Raw genomic sequence first — 19,392 nt, 5'->3', positions numbered from 1 at the left:
ACCTGCGCGCTCCTAGCGTCGTGATCATCAGGGTTACGACCAGGAGGCACCGATGTCCGAAGCAGTCCTCGAGCGGCCCCGGCCCCGCGAAGAGCACCTCACCGAGTTCCTCGACGTCCGCGACCGGCTGCTGCGCATCGCCCGGCGCATCACCGGCGGCCGCTCCGACGCGGAGGACGTCGTGCAGGACGCGTGGCTGCGCTGGAGCCACACCGACCGCAGCGTCATCGACAACATCCCGGGCTTTCTCTGCCGTACGACCGCCCGGCTGTCCATCAACGCGATCCAGACGGCGTACGCCCGGCATCAGAGCTCGACCGGGCTCTGGCCGGTCGAGCGCCCGGATCTCGCCGACGACCCGGCCGTGCAGTCGGCCCGCGCCGAGGAGTTCCGGCACGCGGTCCGGCTGCTGGTCGAGCGGCTCACCCCGCGCGAACGGTCCGCGTACGTGCTGCGGGAGGCCTTCGACTACCCGCACCGCCAGATCGGCGAGCTGCTCGGCCTCACCGAGGCCAACGCCCGCCAGCTGATCCGGCGCGCCCGCGCGCGGGTGGCCGTCGACCACGGCCGCGCCGCGTCCCCCGCCGACCAGCTCCGGCTGCTGGGCGCGTTCCTGGAGGTGGCACGCTCCGGCGATCCGAGCGCCCTAGCCGAGATCGCCGGCGACTGAGGAGAGGCGTATCCGATGCTGCAGCGGCACGACGGGGTCTTCGTCGATCCGCCCCTGGGCCGGGACTCCGTCGATGAGGGTGACATGTCCGCCGTCCCCGTAGGCCGGCCAGTCGGACTCGTCAGCCGGTGCGCCGTCGCGGGCGAACGCGATCCAGCGGGCCTGCATCCAGCTCGACACCTGCCGGTCAGTCCCGTCGTAGCCGTCCGCGGTCAGGGTGCCGAACAGGTAGCGCAGCTCGGCGGTGTGTTTCGCCAGGTCCGCGGATCGTGCGGCGCCGGGTGAGACCCGGTCGAAGCGGTAGCAGTGGAACACGCGGTCCAAGTCCGACAGTCGCTCGGCCGTCGCGAGGAGCGGTTCGGCGAAAACGGCAGACGTGTACGCACGGTCAAACCGTTCATACATCGGTGGTTTGCCTGCCGCTAGCGCGGACCGAACGGCCCTGGCCTCGGAGCCGGCCAGGGCTCTTGTCATCGCCCACAGGAGCAGCCGGTTGTAGGGCAACATGCCGGGCTTGATGAAGTATCTCGCCTCGTTGCGCGTGTAGCCGAGAAGCAGTGGCACCGGTGCCGGTGGAGGGTTGTCCGCCGGCACGATCTCTCCGTCGGCCACCGGCATCCACGCCAGATTGGCCGGAGTGTGCACCCGCCCGCGCCGGGGAATGACGCCGCTGAAGAGATGCGAGGCCGCCTTGACCGCGTCGGTCGGCACGCGCCTGAGGTCCTCCGCGTTGCCGCCGCCGAGACGGGCGATGAGTTCCCGGCTCGCGGCACAGGTCCGCGAGTTCGGTTCGCGACGGTCGAAGGCGAAGCGTTCTCCGCCACCGCTCTGCAGGATCGCGCGGTGGAACAGTCCTTCAGCGGCCGGGCAACTGAGCAATGTGCGCACCGAATGGGCGCCCGCGGACTGGCCGAAGATCGTGACGCAGCCGGGGTCGCCGCCGAACTGGTCGATGGTGTCCCGCACCCATCGGAGTACGGCGATCTGGTCCTGAACGCCGAAATTGCTGCCGAGCTCCGGGCTCGCCAGGTAGCCGAAGGCGCCCAGCCGGTAATTGAAGCTGACGACAGTGGCGCCCCGTGCGGCCAGCTGCGAGCCATCCGTGCCATCCTCGCAGCCGCCACCGCCCAGGTAGCCGCCGCCGTGGATCCAGACCATCACCGGCTGTCGGGCCCGACTGTCCAGGGAGCGGGTCCACACGTTGAGGTACAGGCAGTCCTCGCTCTCCCGCGAGGCGCGCGTCGTGAAGACGGCTCCAACGGTCTGAGGGCAGATTGGACCGAACTCTGTCGCGTCGCGAATGCCAGTCCATTCGGCCATCGGACCGGGCGGTCGCCAGCGCAGCCGGCCGACGGGCGGTTCGGCGTACGGCACGCCCCGGAATTTGTGGATGCCGGCCTCGGTGAAGCCCTGCAGGAGACCGTGTGCGGTGCGGACGACGGGCCGCGTCACGCGATGTCGCCGGTGATGTAGCGCTGGATGGCAGGAGCCACGGCGGTGACTATCCGGTCGACGTCCGCGGCGGCGAACTGGTCGAACCGGGCGACATAGCGGACGACGCCGATGCCGACCACCTGGGTCGTCACCAGCATCGCCCGGAAGTCCGGCTGATCCACGCCCACCGCGCGCAGCACCGGCGCCAGGATGCTCGTGATCACGAAGTCGTGCAGATGGTGGCCGCCCGGCCCGGGGTCGGCACCGCTGCGCAGGAGGGCCGCGAAGACACCGCCGCCCGCGGTGTCGCAGTTCGTGAGGAAGGTGCGCACGATCCGTTCGCCGAGCCGGCCGACATCGCCGTCGAGCAATCGGCGGACGAGCCCGTCGAGGTCGAAGGGTATGTCCATCACGGCCTCGGCGAACAAGCCCTCCTTGCTCCCGAACCAGTGGTTGACCATCGCGGCATCGACGTCGGCACGAGCGGCGATCGCGCGCATCGTGGCGCCTTGGTAGCCGCGCTCGGCGAACACCTCGCGGGCCGCGTCGAGCAGGGCCGCCCGGGTGTCGACCCCGCCCGGCCGGGGCCCGCGTCGCGCCTGGGTCAGACCATTGCTCACGCCGACCATTCTCCGGCACAATCCCGGACGATTTCAACGAGTGATGAATTGCCGGGCGCGCGCCGAACGACTAGCGGACCGCGTGCTCGGCGGCCGCACCCGTCCGGACAATGCGGTGCCAGCGGAGCCGGCCGCCCAGCAGCGCCATCACGGTGGACTGGATCACCACCAGGTACATGATCTGGCGATGGACGACCTGTTGCAGGGGCAGGCTCCAGAGCGGGCCGTACCGCTCACCGTCCAGGCGCAACGCGACGGCGGTCGTCGCGGCCTGGACGGCGGTGAATCCGGCCCAGACCGCGACCGTCCTTCCCAGCGGCAGGAACAGCACGCTGTAGAGGGCGTACACGTCGATCACCGGCGCGGTCAGTGGCAGCAGGACCTGGAAGAGAAGCAGGTAACCGAGCCCGCGCCGGCCGAGCCGCCCGGCGGCGCCCCGCCGCAGGACCGTGCGGCGGTGCTTCCACATGGCCTGCATCGTTCCGTAGCACCATCGGTAGCGCTGGCGCCACAGCTGGCGGACGGTGGCGGGCGCCTCGGTCCAGGCCACGGCGCGCGGCTCGTAGACGACCAGCCAGCCGGCACGCAGCACGGCCATCGTGAAGTCGGTGTCTTCGGCCAGCGTCTCGGCGGGCACGCCCCCGGCGTCGCGGACGGCGGCGCGCCGGAACGCGCCGATCGCGCCCGGCACCGTCGGCATGCAGCGGGCGATCTCGAACATCCGGCGGTCGAGATTGAAGCCCTGGACGTACTCCAGGTGCTGCCACCGGCCGAGCAGGCCGGTGCGATTGGCGACCTTGGTGTTTCCGGAGACCGCGCCGACGCGGGCGTCCGCCATCGGCTGCACGAGACGGCCGATCGCGTCGGGCGCGAAGACGGTGTCGCCGTCCACCAGGACGAGGATCTCGCCGCGGGCGTGGCGGATGCCGGTGTTGAGGGCCGCGGGCTTCCCGGCGTTCGGCTGCCGTACGACGTACACGCCGGGCAGGCCGAGTCGTTCCACGATGCCGGCGGTGTCGTCGGTCGAGCCGTCGTCCACCACGATGACCTCGACCGCGGGGTAGTCGCTGGTGATCAGCGAGCGGACCGTCGCCGCGATGTTGGCGGCCTCGTTGAAGGCGGGAACGACGACGCTGACCGGTCCCAGGTCACGCAGCGGGCGGCGATGCCGGCGGCGTACCCGGCGCACGTGCAGGCCGGCCGTGACGAGTTGTACGACCAGGCGCAGCAGGCCCAGGACGACGGCGACCACCATGACCACGGTCAGGATCCGGACCAGCCCGGCGGCGGCCGACTGCGCCAGCCGCAGCGCCTGGCCACGCCACCGCTGTGGCGCGGTCGCGGCGGGCGTGGCCGGCAGGCCGAGCGCCTCGGAGACCGTGACGAAGCGGTAGCCCTGGGCCTGCAGTCGCGGGATGGCCTGGTCGAGCGCGGACACCGTCTGGGACCGGTCGCCGCCGCTGTCGTGCAGCATGACGACTCCCGGGCGGACGCCCCGCGCGATCGCCGCGGCGCCGGGCCGTCGCCAGTCGCCGGTGTCGTGGTCGGTCAGCACGAGCAGGTAGCCGGGCGCGGCGTCGCGCCAGGCAGCGTACTCGGCGCCGGTGAGCGCCTCCGGGGTGGCGGAGTACGGCAGTCGCAGCAGAACCGGGCTCTTCCCGACGGCCGAGGCGACCGCGTTGCCGGTGAGGGTCAGCTCGAGCCGCATCCGCCACGCCGGAACACCGGCCGCGATGTGCGTGAACGTGTGCGAGCCGATCTCGTTGCCGCCCGACACGACCTGCCGGGCGATGTCCGGGTACTGGTTGACGCGCGATCCGACCTCGAAGAACGTGGCCCGGGCGTGGTACTTGGCCAGGACGGCGAGGATGCGCGGGGTCCAGACCGGGTCGGGCCCGTCGTCGAAGGTGAGCGCGATGGTCTTCGCCGGGGCGGCGCGGCTGGTCACCCTGCCCCCGGCCTCGAGGCGCTGGACGGCGGCGCCGCCGGTGGCGGCGACGGGAGCCGGGTCCGAGGACGGCTCGGGCGAGGTGTCGCCGTTCTCGGACCCCGCGTGTGTGACGTACCCGTTGAGACAGAGCTCCGCGAGCAGGACCAGCATGGCGATGACGAGCAGCGGCCAGTGGGCGCGCGGCTCACGGCGCAGGACACGCTTGCCCACGTTCAGTTCTTCCGGGATGGCCGCGCGCTGGGCGAGTGACCGCGGCCCTTGCCGCGGGCCGACGGGGTCGCCGAGGCGCTGGTACCGGTCGCGACCGGAGGGGACGACCTGGTTTCCGCGACGGCAGGCCGTGCGGTGGTGGTCGCGGCGGCCGGGGCGGGGGTGGTCGTGGCAGGGACGGCGATGTGAGTCCGCGGGGCGCGCTGACCGGCGCCGGCACCGGCGTCGGCGCCGGGCCAGCCGGGCACGCCCGCGGGCCCCGCCCCGGTGAAGCCGGCCAGCAGGGCGGCGACCGCTACCAGCAGTGCCAGCGATCCCGTGAGGCCGGCGGCCACGATCAGGCGGCGGCGCCGGCCGGAGCGGTCGACGAAGACGGGATCGACGATCACTTGTTCGGGCCGGGGTGGCTGGGGGTGGTGGCGTGCGGGGTCGGGTGGGACGGCGTCGCGCGGTGCGACGGCGCCGCGCCGGGTTTCGTCGTCCCGGTGGTGGCGCCCGGGGTGCCGGAGCCGGTCACGCCGGCGCAGTACCGCGCGACGCTCTCCGCCCCGCCGGCCGCGGTGGTCAGCTCGCGCCGATCCCGTCCGTTCATCGGCTTGCCACCGTCCTCGGCCGTACGCCACGCCGCGCACCACGCCACCACCTGCGCCGGCCGGGGAGAGGTGGCCGTGGGAGTGGGCGTGGCCGGTGCCGAGGTGGGTCGCGGGGTGGCCGTGGACCCGGATGGAGCCGGCGTCGAGATGCTGGGGCCTGTTCTCGGCGCCGGTACGCCAAGCGCCGAGAACAGGCTGTGCGCGCGCTCCTGAAGACCGGCGGGGAGACTTCCGGTCCCAGCCGCCACAGCGGTGCCGCCCAGGCTCAGGACGGCAATTCCGGTCGCGATGCTCACGACGACCGTCCTCCTGGCTCTTGGCACCTCGACACGAATGCTTCCCTTCGGCCCTGTGGTCAGCGCGGCACGGCGACGCTCCGCGGCAAGACCGGCGGCCACCGCCTGCCCGCCGGTTTTCTCCCCCGCGGTGGCGGGGGCCCGGACGGCGTCGAGCAGGTGGTCCAGCCCGGGCTTGCCCGGGCCGGCCCGTCCGCCGGCAGCCAGCCGGTCGGCCTCGTCGAGGCCGATCCGGCCGGCTCGCCGCATACGCATCGCACGAAGGAGAGCGCTGAGGAGTGGCATCCTGTTACACCTCCTCGACGGTTTCCGGGCGCGCGCGATCGGCGCCGCGCTCGCGGACTTCCGGGTCCTCGGCGAGCCGGCGCAGGCCACGCATGGTCGCGATGCGCACCGCACCGCGGCGCTTACCCAGCACCTGGGCGGTGGTGGCGACGTCGAGCCCGGCCACGATCCGCAGCATCACGGCCTCGGCCTGGTCGGCGGGCAGGGCCTTGACCCGGCTCAGCGCCCACGTGGTCTCGGCGGCCTCGACCATCTCGTCGGCGGCGTCCGGGGCGATCTGCCCGTCGTCGACCGTCTCGGCCGGGTCCTCGCGGCGCCGGGAGGCGCGCCGGAGCTCGTCGACGCCGCGGTGCCGGGCCACGCGGAACAACCAGCCGCGGAACGCGCCCGGGTCGCCGGTGAACCGGTCGAGGTCGCGCGCGACCTGCAGCCAGGTCTCCGAGGCGGCGTCCTCGGCGCCGGCGCCGGCGACCACCCGCAGGTAGCGCAGGACCGCGGGCTGCAACGCGTGCCAGAGAACGGCGAAGCCGCGCTCGTCGCCGGCGCGCGCCGCGGCCAGCGCCTCGGCGAGTTCGTCATCCGTCGGCAATCCGGGCCCCCTGAGAAACAGGGGAGCACGCTACCCGGTGGCCGGGTAGCGCGGAAACCCGGTCACCCCGCGGGGGCGGCGGCGCGGATCGTCTCCTCTATGCGGGGCCACGGCAGGCCCGGCGGCAGCCCGACCATGAGCACGTCGACCGCCTTCTCCCACTGCTCCAGCCGGTCCCGGACGGTCGCCGCGTCGCCGTAGACGGTGAACTCGTCGAGCAGGATCTGCGCCTCCTCCGGGACGGTCCGGCTGGAGCGGACCAGGCCGACCTCGGCGGCGAGCCCCTGGGAGGCGACCAGCCGCGGGTAGACGTCGCCCATCACCCCGAGGTATCCGGCGGTGCAGGCCGCGGCGGCCGCCCGGGCCGCGGCGAGGTCCGGGTCGACGATCGTGAACGGTCCGGCCGCGACCGTGACCGGCCGGGACATCTCGGACGCGAGCTCCGTGAGCCGGTCGCGGCGCAGGTAGATCGGGTACCAGCCGTCGGCCAGCTCGGCGGTGATCCGTACCGTCTGCTCGCCGGTGGCGGCCAGCCAGATCGGCACCTCGGGCGCCGGCGGCTGGCCGAGCCGCAGGGGTCGCGCCTCCGGCACGGTCGAGAGCGTCGCCCGCTCGCCGTTCAGCAGAGCGCGCACCCGGGTGGTGACCTCGCGCAGGCGGGCGGCCGGACGCTCGTACGCCCGGTCGTGCCAGCCCTCGGTGAGCTGGCGCGTGCTCGCCCCCAGACCGAGCACGAACCTCCCGCCCGAGAGCCGGTTCAGCGACGCCGCGGTCATCGCGATCGTGGCGGGGGAACGGCCCCACACCGACAGCACGCCCGCCACCAGCGTGATCCGGCGGGTGACCGTGGCCAGCTCGGCCAGCACGACCGTCGAGTCGAGACCCCAGCCCTCGGCGACCGAGAAGACCTCGTAGCCCAGCTCGTCGGCGAGCCGCGCGGCCCGCACGATGACGTCGCCGCGGGTCTCCATCGGTGTGATCCCGATGCCGCGCCTCATCGGAGCGTGATCCAGGTCTGGCGGGAGAAGCCGTGCGGCGTCCCGTCGCGCGAGTAGAGCGCGGTCCCGGCGGTCAGCTTGCGCCCGTCGACGCTCTCCAGCCAGCCGACCACGATGTACGCGCTCTGCGGGTCCTCCGGAAGCGACAGGTGCGCCGCCATCCGGCCCAGCACCGCGGGCCGCTCGGTCCGGCCGAAGTGCATCGCCGCCCAGCCGCCGGGGCAGTCCAGCGCCGCCCACGCCTCCGCCGGCCCGATCGGCCCGCCCGGGTACCAGACCGCCGCGAGCAGCTTCCGCTCCTCGATCGGACCAGGGAAGATCCGCAAGGCTCGTGCGTCGGTCCGGGCCGTCCCACATCCCACACATTTCGGGTACGGATGGAAGCCGAGCCCCGGGAACGAGGCGGTGGCCGTGAGCGCGTCGGCAAAGGCGGGCGCCTTCGGCGAGTTGTCCTCGAGCCGTACCGGCGCTCCCTCGGCGATGGTCTCGTCGCCGTCGAGCAGCAGCACCCCGCCGTCGCGGGGCGCGACCCGCAGCGGGGTGCCGAGCGGCACCGGCCGGCGCAAGGTGATCTCGGCGTCGCCGTCCAGGTGGGCGGCCAGGACACCGCAGGAGTAACCGCCGTTGGCCGAGCCGGGCGGTCCCTCGTACGCGGGATCGATCTTGATGGGTTTGGTCATGCCCCGAAGCTAGCGGCGCGCGCCGCCCGGCCGAATCGGTTGCCCTACCGGCGACCCGGCCGGGAAACTACCTACCCGCGCCCAGACCGCGATCTGCGTGCGCGCGCGAACCCCCAGCTTGGTGCGGATGTGCTCGACGTGCGCGTCGACCGTGCGCACCGACAGGCCCAGCCGCCGCCCGATCTCGCTGTTGGTGAGCCCGTCCGCGATGAGGTCGGCGACCTGGTACTCCCGGGCGGTGAGCGGGCCGTCCGCGATCTCGGCGCTTTTCTCCCGGCGCAGGAAGGACAGGATCGTGGCGGCGCCGGTCTCGCCGTCCTCGGCGTAGATCGGCTGCACCCGGCCGTCGAGCGCCGCGAGTTGCGCCCCCGGGATCTGCGCGGCGAGCTGCCGGCCGAGCTCGAACTTGACCGCCCGGCTGCCCCGCCGGTGCGCCACCAGCGTCGGCACCCGCACCGTCGGCAGCAGGTCGGTCACGTCGAACCGGTAGAACATGTCGAGCAGCGAGGCGGCCATCTCGGCGCTCGCGGCGGCCCGTTGCACCCGGGCGAACATCCCGGTCACCTCGACCGGCGCCTCGGGGAACCAGATGTCGGCGAGCACCCGCGAGCCGAGGCCCCAGTGCGCCCGCACCAGCGACAACACCGATTCCCGTACGGCGGGCGGGGCGAGATCGGCCCCGCGGGCGCAGCTGCCGTAGACGATCAGCGACGACACCGTGCCGGGATGGGTCGCGGCGAACGCGGCGGCGACCTGCCCGCTCTCGCAGGTGCCGAACAGCGCGAACCGGTCGAGCCCGAGGTGCCCGGCGAGCGCCTTGAGCACCGCCAGCTCGGACTCCATCGTGAACTCGGTGCGCTCCCGATCGGACAGCCCGCACCCGACCCGGTCGAACCGGATCACCGTGTGCTCGCGGGACAGGGCTTCGACGTACCGCCGATGGGCGGGGTCTTCCCACATCAGCCCGAGGTGCGACACCCAGCCGGGCAGGCACAGCAGCGGTGGCCCGCTGCCGGTCACCGCGTAGGCGACCCGGCCCGCGGGCGTGGCGGCGAACTCCACCACCTGTCTCACCGGCCCAGCATGCCACGCGGGTCACCGGCGTGGCATGCCGATACCGCTGTCTACTGCGCGACCGTGGCTGCCTACTGGGCGACGTCGGCCAGCGCGCGGATGGCGACGGCGGCGCGGACGAACGTGTTGTCGGCGAGGTCGCCGATCGTCTCGATGCCGAACGCGAGCCGCAGGCCCTCCGCCTGTGCCTCGTCGATGCCGGAGAGCGCGGAGGTGGGCGCGTTGACGAGGTCGGTGATCGGGCTGTTCTGGAAATCCGGGTCGAGGACGGCGTCGAGGTTCACGGTGACGGGCATGACTTGTTCCTCCCGCGATCGTCGCGGCCCGGCCGGGCATGGCGGGGCCCGCCCGTCGATGCTGTCATGCCGATCGATCGTTCGCGATCCGTACCGCGCTCAGGGTCTCCTCGTACGCCCGCCGGCAGTCGATCTCCAGCTGCGCCTCGGCCAGCGGTTCCAGCAGTTCGAGCGCGCGCCGGTGATGCTCCAGCGCCTCGCCGGGCGTGCCGCTCTCGCGCAGCGCGACGCCGAGGCAGCTGTGGCACCACGCCTGCTGGTGCGGGAGGCGGTGCTCCTCGGCCAGCCCCAACGCCTCGTGCAGCGTGCGCAGCGACTCTGCCCGATCCACCGGCGCCAGTGCGACGCCGAGCGTGACCAGCCCGGTGATCCGGGCCGGGCCGTCGGCCAGCCTGAGCGAGGCGCGGGCCAGGTCGATCGCCTCGTCGCGGTCGCCGAGGTGCAGCGCCGCCCAGCCCTCGACGGCGAGGGCCTGCGACTGCCCACCGGGCCGGCCGAGCCGCTCGAAAAGCTCGCGGGCCCGCCGCAGGTGCGTGCGCGCCGCCGCGAAGTCGCCGAGGTCCCGGTGCACGAAACCGATCCGCAGCTCCAGCCCGGCCGCGAGCTCGTCGTCGTCCTTTTCCCCCATCCCGTACGCCTCGTCCGGCCGGCCCGCGGCGGCCATCTCGTACGCCTCCAACGCCTCGGCCGGCCGGCCCGCGGTGGCCAGGACGAACCCGAGATCGGCGAGCAGCGCGGCCAGTTCCCGGCGACGGCCGAGGCGACCGGCGGCGTCCGCGGCGGCCGTCAGCATGCGCGCCTGGTCGTCGGTGCCGCGGTGCCGGAAGAACCAGACCCGCATCGCCTGCGGCAGCCCGGCCACCACCTCGTCGGCGCCGAGCCGCACGGCCGCGTCGAACGCGGCGACCAGATTGACGTACTCCAGGTCGAACCAGGCCATCGCCTCATCCGGGTCGCCCGGCTCGGGCCGCGGTCGCTGCGGCGACGGCAGCATCCGATCGTGGGCTACGGCCACCGCGAGCCAATGGCTCAGCGCCCGGCGCAGGGCCTCGTCGGCCCCCGGCTCCTCCTCGGCGGCGAGGTCGGCCGCGTAGCGGCGGATGAGGTCGTGCATCCGGTACCGGCCGGGCGAGGTCTCCTGCACGAGGTGGGCGTCGACGAGTTCCTCCAGTACCGCGTCGACCCGGCCGGGCGGCAGATCGGCGAGCGCACCGGCCACGCCGGCGTCGAAGTCGGCGCCCGGCAACACCCCGAGCAGGCGGAACGTGCGGCGCTGTGCCTCGTCGAGCTGCTGCAGCGACATGCCGAACACGGCGTCGAAGCGCCCGGCGTTGTCGCGCAGCCGCTCGGCCAGCACGGCTACCGTCCAGCCGGGACGGTGCCGCAGCCGGGCGCCCGCCATCCGCAGCGCCAGCGGCAGCCCGCCGCACTCGCGCAGCACCTGGCCGACCGCCTCGTGCTCGCCGGGCGGCTCGGCGCGGCCGCCGGGCGGCTCCGCGCGGCCGCCGCCTCCGGCCCGGTCTTCGAAGGTCAACCCGGCCGCCCGCCCGAACAGCCGGGCCGCGTCGCCGTCGGCCAGCGGCCGCAGTGACACCGGCGGCACGTCCAGGCTGACCAGCCGGTTGCGGCTGGTGACCAGCACAGCGGACTTGCCGGCGCCGGGCAGCAGCGGACGCACCTGATCGGCGTCGGCCGCGTTGTCGAGCACAACGAGCGCCCGGCGCCGGGACAGCTCCGACCGCCAGAGAGCCGCGCGCTCGGCGAGGCCGGCCGGCGGGTGCGTGACCTCCAGGCCCGCGAGCAGCCGGCCGAGTGCGGCCTGCGGCTCGAGCGGCTCCTGACCCGGGGTGAACCCCTGCAGGTCGAGGTAGAGGCCGCCGTCCGGGTACACCGGCGCCAGCCGGTGTGCGACATGCAGGGCGAGGCTGGTCTTGCCGACACCGGCCATGCCGTCGACGGAGGCCGCGCCGGCCTCGCGCAGCAGCTCCTCGACCCGCGCTGATTCGGCCTCGCGCCCGGTGAAGTCGAACAGGTCGGCGGGCAGGTCGTTGCGCCGAGGCGCGGCCGCCGGTCCGGCCTGGGCGGCCTCGGCCCAGACCGCCCGCAGCGGCCGCGGGTCGCGCCGCACCGCCCGGCACAGCGCCACGACCGCCTCCCACGGCGGCACGAGCCGGCCGGTCAGGTACCGCGAGAGCGACGAGCTGCTGAGACCGGCCTCGCGGGCGAGCGACCGCAGGCTGAGCCCGCTCAGCTCCTTGATCTGAGCAAGCTGAGCCACCAGCCGCTCCTGCGCTCCGGGCACGTGCAACACCGTATCGTCCCGGCCCACCGTGCCGGATCACGTACGCGTTCTGGCTGGTCAGGGCGGATCCGAGTGTCCCACGGTGTCCCACGGGCCGCGCGGCGCGGCACAACTCGGTGGTCGGATGAATCCCGTCGGAACGAACGGGTCGGACCGAGAGAGAGGCGAGATGAGAACCGAGCGAATGCCGAGCCCGGCGGATCTGGTCCCCGGTGCGGCGGAAGCCTTGGCGGCCCTGGAGGCGGCCATCGCGGGCGCCGGGGTGGACAGCGGGCTGCTGGCGCTGAGCCGGCGGCGGGCCAGCCAGATCAACGGGACCGGCTCGCCGGAGAGCGGGGGCCGGCCGTCGGAGAGTGCGGCCGGGCTCGGCGATGAGGAACGTGCCGCGCTTGCCCTGAGCGAGGCGGTCACCCGGATCGCGGATCAGGACGACCCCGTGCCCGACCGGGTGTGGGACCGGGCCGCCACGCATTTCGACCAGAAGGAACTGGCGGCGCTGCTGCTCGCCATCGCACTGACCAATGCCATCGATCGGCTCGCCACGGCAACCCGCCGGACGAGCGTCAACTAGAGGGGATCTCAGCCATGGCCACCACCAAAAAGGGCTTCACCGAGTCCGAGCGCGGCGCGATGAAGGAGCGCAACCGCGAGCTGAAGGGCGGCGCCAGCACGGAGGCGGAGGTGCTCGAGAAGATCGCCGCGATGCCGCCGGCCGACCGGGAGCTCGGCGAGCGGCTGCACGAGCTGATCAGGACGAGCGTGCCGGAGCTGACCGCGAAGACCTGGTACGGGATGCCCGCGTACTACCGGAACGGCAAGATGATCTGCTTCTTCCAGGCGGCCGCGAAGTTCAAGGCCCGGTACGCGATGATCGGCTTCAGCGACGCCGCGAACCTCGACGACGGCGCGATGTGGCCGGCGTACTACGCGCTGACCGAGCTCACGCCGGACGCGGAGGCGCGGATCGGCGCGCTGCTGAAGCAGGCGGTCAGCTGAGCGGGCGCGGTGGCGGCGGATCACTATGCTGTCGCGCATGACGATGCCGCCGCCACCGCGCTGGTTCAAGGCCGCGGACGTCCTTTCCGGACAGGTGCAGTTGCACTCCTTCCCGGGCACGTTCGTCGCCGTCGGCGCGGTGAACGTCATGGGCGCGCGGGCGCTGGAGATGACGATGGCCGCGGCCGAGCTGCTCGAGGCGCAGGGCTGGCGCGTGGTCAACTTCGCCGACGAGGGAAAGCTAGTCTTCCTCCGCCGCGACTACCGGCCGGCGCCGATGCCGCCACAGCAGTACCCAGGCCAGTAACCCGGCCACCAGCACCACGATCGGGACGGCGACCCAGGCCCAGCGGCTGCCGCTGTCGCCGTCGGCGGCCGGGGTCGTCGCGGCCGGTTCGCCGAGCGGGTTCTTGCCGACCGAGAACGTGCCCTCGGTCAGCGCGCCCACCGGGTCGACGATCCCGCGCCCGTAGGCCGTCGCCGACGCGCCGGTCATCGGCGTCGCGGTGTCCAGCAGGCGGGCGACGACGTTGTTCGCGTTCGCGCCGGGGTCCTTGGCGCGGACGAGCGCGGCGACACCGGCCACCAAAGCCGCGGCAGACACTCCGCCCCCGGCCGCCGAGCTGCCCCCGGCCGCCACCGAACCGCCGCCGGCGGTCGCTGGGCCACCGCTGGCGGTCGCTGAGCCGCCGCCGGCCGCCGCTGGGCCACGGCCGATGGCCGCTGAGCCGCCGCCGCCCCCGGCCGCCGCGTATGCCGGCGCGCTGAGCGCGGGCGGATGCGCCGCCGCGGTCGGCTCGTCCTGCCCCACCCCACGCACGTAGATCACGCCGGGAATCACCGGCGCGGTGTCCGACCAGGGCGCCACCACCACCGCGTCGTGGGCCACGGCGTAGGCGGCGTCGTCCTCGGTGAAGGCGCCGTCGACGACCAGCACGACCTTGGCGCCGTGGTCGACGACCCACCGGGAGTCGGCCGCCACGATCAGCCGGGCCGCGGGGGCGGCGCCGAGAAGGCCGTCCCCGCCCGAGCCGGCGGCGACCAACGCGGCCTCCGTGCCAGAACGGCCGGCGGGACCCCAGGGCGGCTGCTGGGTGACCCGGCCGGTCAGCTCCGGCCGGGTGGCGTCGACACTCGCGGTGACCAGGCCGAGCGCGACGCCCTCACCCAGCGTGACCCGCTGGGCATCGGTCAGCCGGACAGCGCCGAAATACCACTGTTCGTCGCGGGGGAGGAGCGCGCCCCGCTTCGGGTCGGGCAGCTTCTTCAGCGGGAGGCCGAGCGCGTCGGCCGCGTCGATCACGCCATGGCCGAGCGAGAAGTCCCGCCTCGCGCCGTAGCCGAGACGCCGGGCCACGTCGGCCGCGGAAAGGCCGGGATACTTCGACCGGACCAGGGCGGCCACCCCGCCGGCCAGCGCGGCCGCGAAATCGGCGCCGCTGACCTCGGCGTACGCGTCGCCGAGGCTGGCATGTACGGGAGCGACCAGGTGATCGCCGGGCGCGGCCACGTCGATGCGCAGGCCGGACACGGACTCGCGCACCGGCCGCCCGCTCTCGTCGGAGGCGGTCACCGAGAGCACGCCGGGCAGGTCGCCGAGCGTCACCGTCGTCGCGGTCGTGGGCGCGGCCGGCGCGACGATCAGCACATCGGCCGCGACGGCGTGACGCACGGCCGCGGAGAGCGCGGGGCTGATCTCCGGCTTCGCGTACGAGCTGACGACGACCTTCGCGCCCGCGGCGATCGCCCGGTCGATCCCGGTGGCCACCGCGTTCGCCCCCGCGTCGAATCCCTTTGCTCCCACCCGTACGGGAAGAATCTTGGCTTGTGGAGCGACGCCGAGGTCGCGGGCCGCGATCAGACCGGCCAGCTCCGTCCCGCGAGCCGGATCGCCCGCGGCCACCACGTCGATCTCGGGCAACAGGGCTCCGGCCAGCTGAGCGTGCGCGGCCACCCCGCTGTCGAGCACGGCGACGGTGACGCCGGCGCCCCGCGAGACCTTGTGCGCCGCGGCCAGCTTCAGCGACGCAACCTGCCAGGCCTCAGGCGCAGCCGGCGCGGCAAGCGCGAGCGACGGGACACCGAGCGCCAGCGCCAGAGCGCCACCCGTCAGCCCAGCGACGAGCTTCACCCTCAGCCCGCCACCGACTGCGGCCAGACACCGCCGGCCAGGTCGCGGCGCTCCGACTTGATCACCGTGAGCTCCTGGATGCCGGCGACGACGGTGACCAGGAAGCTCATCAGGTCGGCGGTCTGGTCGAGCACGGCCTGCACCGCGTTGCCGATGGCCTGGGCCAGCTTGTCGAGCGCCCAGAACGCCTGCACGAAGTCGGCGGTCGCGGCGGCGGCATCGGCGGCCGCGGCGGCCAGGGCGTTCGGGATCGGGCTCAGGTTGTGCACGATCGTCGCCATGTAGTCGGTGTTCTGCGCCGCCGTCTGCGCGAGCCAGCCGCTGAGCGCCTCGACGTGGTCGGTGACCCGGTCGAGCGCCGCCTCCTGGTCGCCGACGACCTCCTTCTCGTAGAACTCCTTGGTCGGCCCGCCCCAGTAGTACGCGTCGGGGACCAGGCTGCCCGAGGTGGTGTAGAGGTCGCCGAGCGGCGAGAAGACCTTCGACAGCCAGATGAAGCTGTGGTCGCAGAGCGAGAGCACCGGCACCGACCGCTCGACGACCAGCCGGATCTTCGGCAGCAGCTCGTCCACCTTGCCGCGGATCTTCTCGAAGATGTTCCGGATGTCCTCGAGGATCTCGACCAGCGCCTTCTGGAACGGGTTGAGGTCGGCTATCCAGCCGGTGAAGCTCGACCACGCGCTGTCCGAGTGCACGATGTGCTCGCCGCGCCGGAGCATCGCGTCGACCTGGTCGCAGAGGTTCTTCCACTCCCGTTCGACGCCGGCGACGATGTCGGCGAACAGCTCCTTGCTGGTGCGGAACTGGCCGAGGATCGCGCTGGCCTCGGACGGGGTGGGCAGGGGCTTCGTGGGTGCCATGATCACGCCTCGTAGATCTTGCTGATGTCGATGTAGCTGCGCTCGTCGGACCGCTCGTACTCGGTCGCGTTCTTGCGCAGCGCGTCGCCGATCTGGCCGAACTCGGTGACCGCGCCGTCGAACAGCGAGGTCAGCAGCTTGTGCACCTGCTCGTACGCGGCGAACTGGTCGATGCTCACCGCCGGCCCGGCCCACGGGTCGGCGACCATGAACGCGGCCGGGGTGAGCCACAGGTCCTTGGCCGAGGACGCCACCTTGCCCATGTCACCGGACATGTCGTCCCACTTGTGGGCCTCCTTGCGGATCGCGTCGCCCGCGGCCCGCAGGATGTTCGGCGCGTAGTAGTCGAAATCGCCGTCACCCATGGTGCCCCCCTGCCTCGTGGAGCGCCGCCCGGATGTCCTCGGCCAGCCGCTCGCTCGTCACGCCGCCGACGGGCAGCCGCACGTCGGTGATCACGCCGTTGTCCACCGTGAGGCGCACCAGCCCCGCCGGCCCGGAAACCTCCACCGGCCCGCCCGCGCCCCGCCGTTCGTACTCGTAGAAGCGCTGGTAGGACTCGGCCGTCATGGTTCGCCAGGAGCCGAGAAGCTCCTCGTAGTCGGTCGTCCGGCTCAGCCCGTACCGCGGCCGGAAACCGTCGTCGCTCGCCGGTGGCGCGGGCGACGGGCCGAGCAGCCGGCGGAAGGTCAGCCGGGCCACGTTCAGCTTGTCGAGGGCGTTGCGCTGCGCGGCCTTCAGGGCCGACGGCAGGCCGTCGTCGTTCTCGCTCCACTCGGGGGCGAGGTAGACGGTCACGAACGCGCCCTGGTCGTCGATCACGAACGACACCGTGCCCGACGGATCGGTGCCCTCGATCTGCCCGAGCCGGGGCCAGCGCCCCGGGGGCGCGGACCGGGCGAGCCCCTCGACGTCCTCGAGGAACCCCCGCATCCGTTCGGCCTGGCGCACGGCATCCGCCGGTGGCATCGCGGCTCCCCCCGATTCAAAGACATCGACCGCCCTGCGTACGCGGCACGGTAGCATGCCGTCACCAAGCGTGGTCGGCCCGTGCGTCACCACCCGCTTTACCACCCAGGGTTGGTACCGGCGGGAACCCGTCCTGCCGATCCTCGACGCATGACCTCGAACGCCCTGATCGACGTGGCCCTCGCCCTCGCCCTCATCGCCTACCTCTGCGCCAAGCAGCTGTCCTGGCGCCCGGTCGACCCGGCCCGGATGTGGAAGCTGCCGCTGATCCTCGGCGCGGCCGGCGTCATCTCGCTGGCCCGCGAGCACCTCACGATCCACCCGGTCGACGCGGTGATCCTGGGCATCTCGGCGGTGTCGGCGCTGGCCTCCGGCGCCCTGATGGCCCGGATCGCCCGGTTCCGCCCGTCGGCGGCCGACCCGCGCCTGGTCGAGAGCCGCACCGGCTGGATGGGGGTCGCCATCTGGTTCGGCCTCATCGCGATCCGCGTCGCGCTCGACGTCGCCGGCCACCGGATGGGCTCCGACCTGGCCGTCTCGACCGGCAGCATCCTGCTCGTCCTCGCGCTCAACCGGGGCGCGAACGCGCTGGTCCTCTCGGCGCGCCAGCCTCGCCGCGCGTACGCGATGGCCGGAAGATAGATCTGTGTTCCTCTTCCCGGCGCGGCGCGCGTGGGCCGTGGCGCTCAACCTGATCGGTGTCGTCCTGGTCGGGATCGATCTCGCGCAGCGGTCGCTGCGCGACGCGCCGGCGTCGATCGCGGTGGCGGCCTGGGCGGCCTGGTCGCTCTGGGCCGTGGTCACCCTGATTCCCGAGCAGCACGTACGCCTTCGTGCCGTCGGCTACCTCGCGATGATCGCCTTCGGGTCGTTCGCCGGCTCCACCACCAACGTGGTCGGTTTCGTCCCGGCCGTGGTCGGCCTGATCGTCCTGACCGGCACCCCCGCCGTCCCGATGCGCGTGGTCGGGGCGGCCGTGGCCGGGTCGGCGGTGCTGATCGGGATCGGCGTCGCGGTCGATCACGCACCGGCCGGTGTCCTCATCAGCGAGGCGTCGCTGCTGGTCATCTGCGGGCTCGGCGGGCTGAGTCGCCGGCAGTACCGGGTGTCCGAGGCCCAGTCCCGGGCGCTGCTCGAGGAGCGGATCACGGTCGAGCAGGAGCGCGCCCACGTCGCCGCCCTCACCGAGCGCTCCCGCATCGCCCGCGACCTGCACGACGTGCTCGCCCACTCGCTCGGCGGCCTGGTGATCCAGCTGGAGGCGGTCGACGCGCTGCTCGAGTCGGGCCGCGCCGAGGAGGCCCGCGCCCGGGTGCAGTCCGCCCGCAAGCTGGCCGTCTCCGGCCTCGACGACGCGAAACAGGCGGTCAGCGCGCTGCGCGAGCCCGAGGAGCCGGTCTCCGTGGTGGTCGCCGGGCTCGCCGAGACCCACCGGACGATCGGCGGCCAGGTGGCCGTGCGCGGCGACGCCGACCGCGGCACGCTGAGCGCCGCGGGCCGGGTCGCGGTGCGCCGGGCGGTGCAGGAGATACTCACCAACGCCCGGCGGCACGCGCCCGGCGCGCCCACGACCCTGGACCTGGACTGGGACGACGACATGCTGACGATCACCGCGTCGACGCCCGGCGGCCACCGCGCCGACGTCGCCTCCGCGGGCGTCTCCTCCCCGGGCGGCGGGCACGGGCTGGCCGGGATGCGCGAGCGGGTCACCGAGGCCGGCGGCACGATGACCGTCCGGCCCGGGCCGCCGTTCGAGGTTGTGCTGCACCTGCCGGGGGAGCGGAGCGCGTGATCCGCGTGCTCGTCGCCGACGACCAGGCCACCGTGCGGGACGGTCTGGTCACGCTGCTCGGGCTCACCGACGGGGTCGAGGTGGTCGGCGACGCCGCCGACGGCGAGGAGGCGGTGCGGCTCACCGCCGAGCTGCGGCCCGACGTGGTGCTGATGGACCTGCGCATGCCCCGGCTCGACGGCGCCGGGGCCACCGCCCGGATCATGGCCGAGACGCCCGGCACGGCCGTGCTGGTGCTGACCACGTACGCCGACGACGACTCGCTGGCCGGCGCGCTGCGAGCCGGCGCCCGCGGCTACCTGACCAAGGACGCGGGCCGCGCCGAGCTCGCCGCCGCGGTCCGTTCGGTCGCCTCCGGCCAGGCCACCTTCGCCAAGGAGATCGCCGACCGGCTGGTGCTGGGCTTCACGACCGCCGCGCCCCGGCCCGGGCTGCGCGAACGCTTCCCGGCGCTCACCGCCCGCGAGGCCGACGTCCTCGAGGCCATCACGCTCGGCCACAACAACGCCCAGATCGCGGCCGACCTGTTCCTCAGCGTCGCCACCGTGAAGAGCTACATCAACTCGATCTTCGCGAAGCTCGGCGCCCGCGACCGCGCCCACGCCGCCGCCATCGCCCTGGGCCGCTCCGAGTAACGCCGGTTCCC

The 19,392-nt window shown here is 73.6% G+C and carries 22 protein-coding genes; 7 read left to right on the top strand and 15 right to left on the bottom strand.

Going from position 1 to position 19,392, the window contains the following annotated elements; all coding sequences use genetic code 11:
• Positions 1-52: 52 nt before the first annotated feature.
• On the top strand, positions 53-670 hold the full coding sequence (locus A3CQ_RS51110) for a sigma-70 family RNA polymerase sigma factor (protein ID WP_020509242.1): 618 nt from the start codon (positions 53-55) through the stop codon (positions 668-670).
• On the opposite strand, the gene A3CQ_RS51105 is transcribed toward A3CQ_RS51110, so the two are convergent.
• From A3CQ_RS51105 to A3CQ_RS0101965, 11 genes are all read right to left on the bottom strand, one after another.
• The gene (locus A3CQ_RS51105; RefSeq protein ID WP_020509241.1) at positions 647-2,122 is read right to left on the bottom strand and encodes a carboxylesterase/lipase family protein; all 1,476 of its coding nucleotides are present in this window, start codon (positions 2,120-2,122) and stop codon (positions 647-649) included. The two genes, A3CQ_RS51110 and A3CQ_RS51105, sit on opposite strands and share 24 nt — an antisense overlap.
• Positions 2,119-2,733 carry a TetR/AcrR family transcriptional regulator gene (locus A3CQ_RS0102010; RefSeq protein ID WP_020509240.1) on the bottom strand — a complete coding sequence of 205 codons (615 nt, stop codon included), beginning with the start codon at positions 2,731-2,733 and terminating at the stop codon, positions 2,119-2,121. Before A3CQ_RS0102010 ends, A3CQ_RS51105 begins: the two co-directional genes overlap by 4 nt.
• 61 nt (positions 2,734-2,794) lie before the next feature.
• Positions 2,795-4,885, bottom strand: coding sequence for a bifunctional polysaccharide deacetylase/glycosyltransferase family 2 protein (locus A3CQ_RS0102005; protein ID WP_020509239.1), 2,091 nt, complete (start codon positions 4,883-4,885; stop codon positions 2,795-2,797).
• 2 nt (positions 4,886-4,887) lie between these two features.
• Complete coding sequence (locus tag A3CQ_RS0102000; RefSeq protein WP_020509238.1) at positions 4,888-5,274, bottom strand: hypothetical protein; 387 nt, start codon at positions 5,272-5,274, stop codon at positions 4,888-4,890.
• Positions 5,271-6,029 (bottom strand): hypothetical protein, encoded by a 759-nt coding sequence (locus A3CQ_RS60400; RefSeq protein WP_157295179.1) that lies wholly within the window; start codon positions 6,027-6,029, stop codon positions 5,271-5,273. Before A3CQ_RS60400 ends, A3CQ_RS0102000 begins: the two co-directional genes overlap by 4 nt.
• A 34-nt stretch (positions 6,030-6,063) precedes the next feature.
• Positions 6,064-6,648, bottom strand: coding sequence for an RNA polymerase sigma factor (locus tag A3CQ_RS51100; protein ID WP_020509236.1), 585 nt, complete (start codon positions 6,646-6,648; stop codon positions 6,064-6,066).
• A 62-nt stretch (positions 6,649-6,710) separates the two neighbouring features.
• Entirely contained in the window at positions 6,711-7,646 is a 936-nt protein-coding gene (locus tag A3CQ_RS51095) for an LLM class flavin-dependent oxidoreductase (protein WP_084698863.1), read from the bottom strand.
• Positions 7,643-8,326, bottom strand: coding sequence for a hypothetical protein (locus tag A3CQ_RS0101980; protein ID WP_020509234.1), 684 nt, complete (start codon positions 8,324-8,326; stop codon positions 7,643-7,645). Before A3CQ_RS0101980 ends, A3CQ_RS51095 begins: the two co-directional genes overlap by 4 nt.
• 9 nt (positions 8,327-8,335) lie before the next feature.
• Positions 8,336-9,400 carry an alpha/beta fold hydrolase gene (locus tag A3CQ_RS51090; protein WP_063713511.1) on the bottom strand — a complete coding sequence of 355 codons (1,065 nt, stop codon included), beginning with the start codon at positions 9,398-9,400 and terminating at the stop codon, positions 8,336-8,338.
• A 71-nt stretch (positions 9,401-9,471) separates the two neighbouring features.
• On the bottom strand, positions 9,472-9,696 hold the full coding sequence (locus A3CQ_RS0101970; protein WP_020509232.1) for a hypothetical protein: 225 nt from the start codon (positions 9,694-9,696) through the stop codon (positions 9,472-9,474).
• Between the two features lie 64 nt (positions 9,697-9,760).
• Positions 9,761-11,998 (bottom strand): ATP-binding protein, encoded by a 2,238-nt coding sequence (locus tag A3CQ_RS0101965; protein ID WP_245576969.1) that lies wholly within the window; start codon positions 11,996-11,998, stop codon positions 9,761-9,763.
• Between the two features lie 169 nt (positions 11,999-12,167).
• On the opposite strand from A3CQ_RS0101965, the gene A3CQ_RS0101960 reads away from it, so the two are divergent.
• Genes A3CQ_RS0101960 through A3CQ_RS0101950 form a run of 3 tightly spaced genes read left to right on the top strand, consistent with a single transcriptional unit; the run spans position 12,168 to position 13,301 of the window.
• On the top strand, positions 12,168-12,569 hold the full coding sequence (locus A3CQ_RS0101960) for a carboxymuconolactone decarboxylase family protein (protein ID WP_051115119.1): 402 nt from the start codon (positions 12,168-12,170) through the stop codon (positions 12,567-12,569).
• Positions 12,570-12,583: 14 nt separating this feature from the next.
• Entirely contained in the window at positions 12,584-12,994 is a 411-nt protein-coding gene (locus tag A3CQ_RS0101955) for an iron chaperone (protein WP_020509229.1), read from the top strand.
• Positions 12,995-13,031: 37 nt separating this feature from the next.
• Positions 13,032-13,301 carry a hypothetical protein gene (locus A3CQ_RS0101950; RefSeq protein WP_157295177.1) on the top strand — a complete coding sequence of 90 codons (270 nt, stop codon included), beginning with the start codon at positions 13,032-13,034 and terminating at the stop codon, positions 13,299-13,301.
• Here A3CQ_RS0101950 and A3CQ_RS63545 read toward each other — a convergent pair.
• Genes A3CQ_RS63545 through A3CQ_RS0101930 form a run of 4 tightly spaced genes read right to left on the bottom strand, consistent with a single transcriptional unit; the run spans position 13,236 to position 16,954 of the window.
• Complete coding sequence (locus tag A3CQ_RS63545) at positions 13,236-15,125, bottom strand: S8 family serine peptidase (RefSeq protein WP_020509227.1); 1,890 nt, start codon at positions 15,123-15,125, stop codon at positions 13,236-13,238. The genes A3CQ_RS0101950 and A3CQ_RS63545 overlap by 66 nt on opposite strands.
• Positions 15,126-15,127: 2 nt before the next feature.
• Positions 15,128-15,985 carry a hypothetical protein gene (locus tag A3CQ_RS61580; RefSeq protein ID WP_169516242.1) on the bottom strand — a complete coding sequence of 286 codons (858 nt, stop codon included), beginning with the start codon at positions 15,983-15,985 and terminating at the stop codon, positions 15,128-15,130.
• 2 nt (positions 15,986-15,987) lie between these two features.
• Positions 15,988-16,350 (bottom strand): hypothetical protein, encoded by a 363-nt coding sequence (locus tag A3CQ_RS0101935; protein ID WP_020509225.1) that lies wholly within the window; start codon positions 16,348-16,350, stop codon positions 15,988-15,990.
• A complete protein-coding gene (locus A3CQ_RS0101930; protein ID WP_020509224.1) occupies positions 16,343-16,954 on the bottom strand; it encodes a hypothetical protein in 612 nt (203 codons plus the stop codon). The genes A3CQ_RS0101935 and A3CQ_RS0101930 overlap by 8 nt, the downstream gene beginning before the upstream one ends.
• Positions 16,955-17,104: 150 nt before the next feature.
• Here A3CQ_RS0101930 and A3CQ_RS51085 point away from each other — a divergent pair, with 150 nt between their 5' ends.
• The 3 genes from A3CQ_RS51085 to A3CQ_RS0101915 are packed head-to-tail and all read left to right on the top strand — an operon-like array spanning position 17,105 to position 19,381.
• Entirely contained in the window at positions 17,105-17,596 is a 492-nt protein-coding gene (locus A3CQ_RS51085; RefSeq protein ID WP_020509223.1) for a hypothetical protein, read from the top strand.
• A 4-nt stretch (positions 17,597-17,600) separates the two neighbouring features.
• Entirely contained in the window at positions 17,601-18,746 is a 1,146-nt protein-coding gene (locus A3CQ_RS0101920) for a sensor histidine kinase (protein ID WP_020509222.1), read from the top strand.
• A complete protein-coding gene (locus A3CQ_RS0101915; protein WP_020509221.1) occupies positions 18,743-19,381 on the top strand; it encodes a response regulator transcription factor in 639 nt (212 codons plus the stop codon). Before A3CQ_RS0101920 ends, A3CQ_RS0101915 begins: the two co-directional genes overlap by 4 nt.
• Positions 19,382-19,392 lie beyond the last annotated feature (11 nt).

The sequence above is a fragment of the Paractinoplanes globisporus DSM 43857 genome, from assembly GCF_000379645.1.
In the GTDB taxonomy this organism is placed as follows: Bacteria; Actinomycetota; Actinomycetes; order Mycobacteriales; family Micromonosporaceae; genus Actinoplanes; species Actinoplanes globisporus.
The sequence above is the reverse complement of the archived record's forward strand: the minus strand, read 5'-3'. Positions and strand labels throughout refer to the sequence as shown.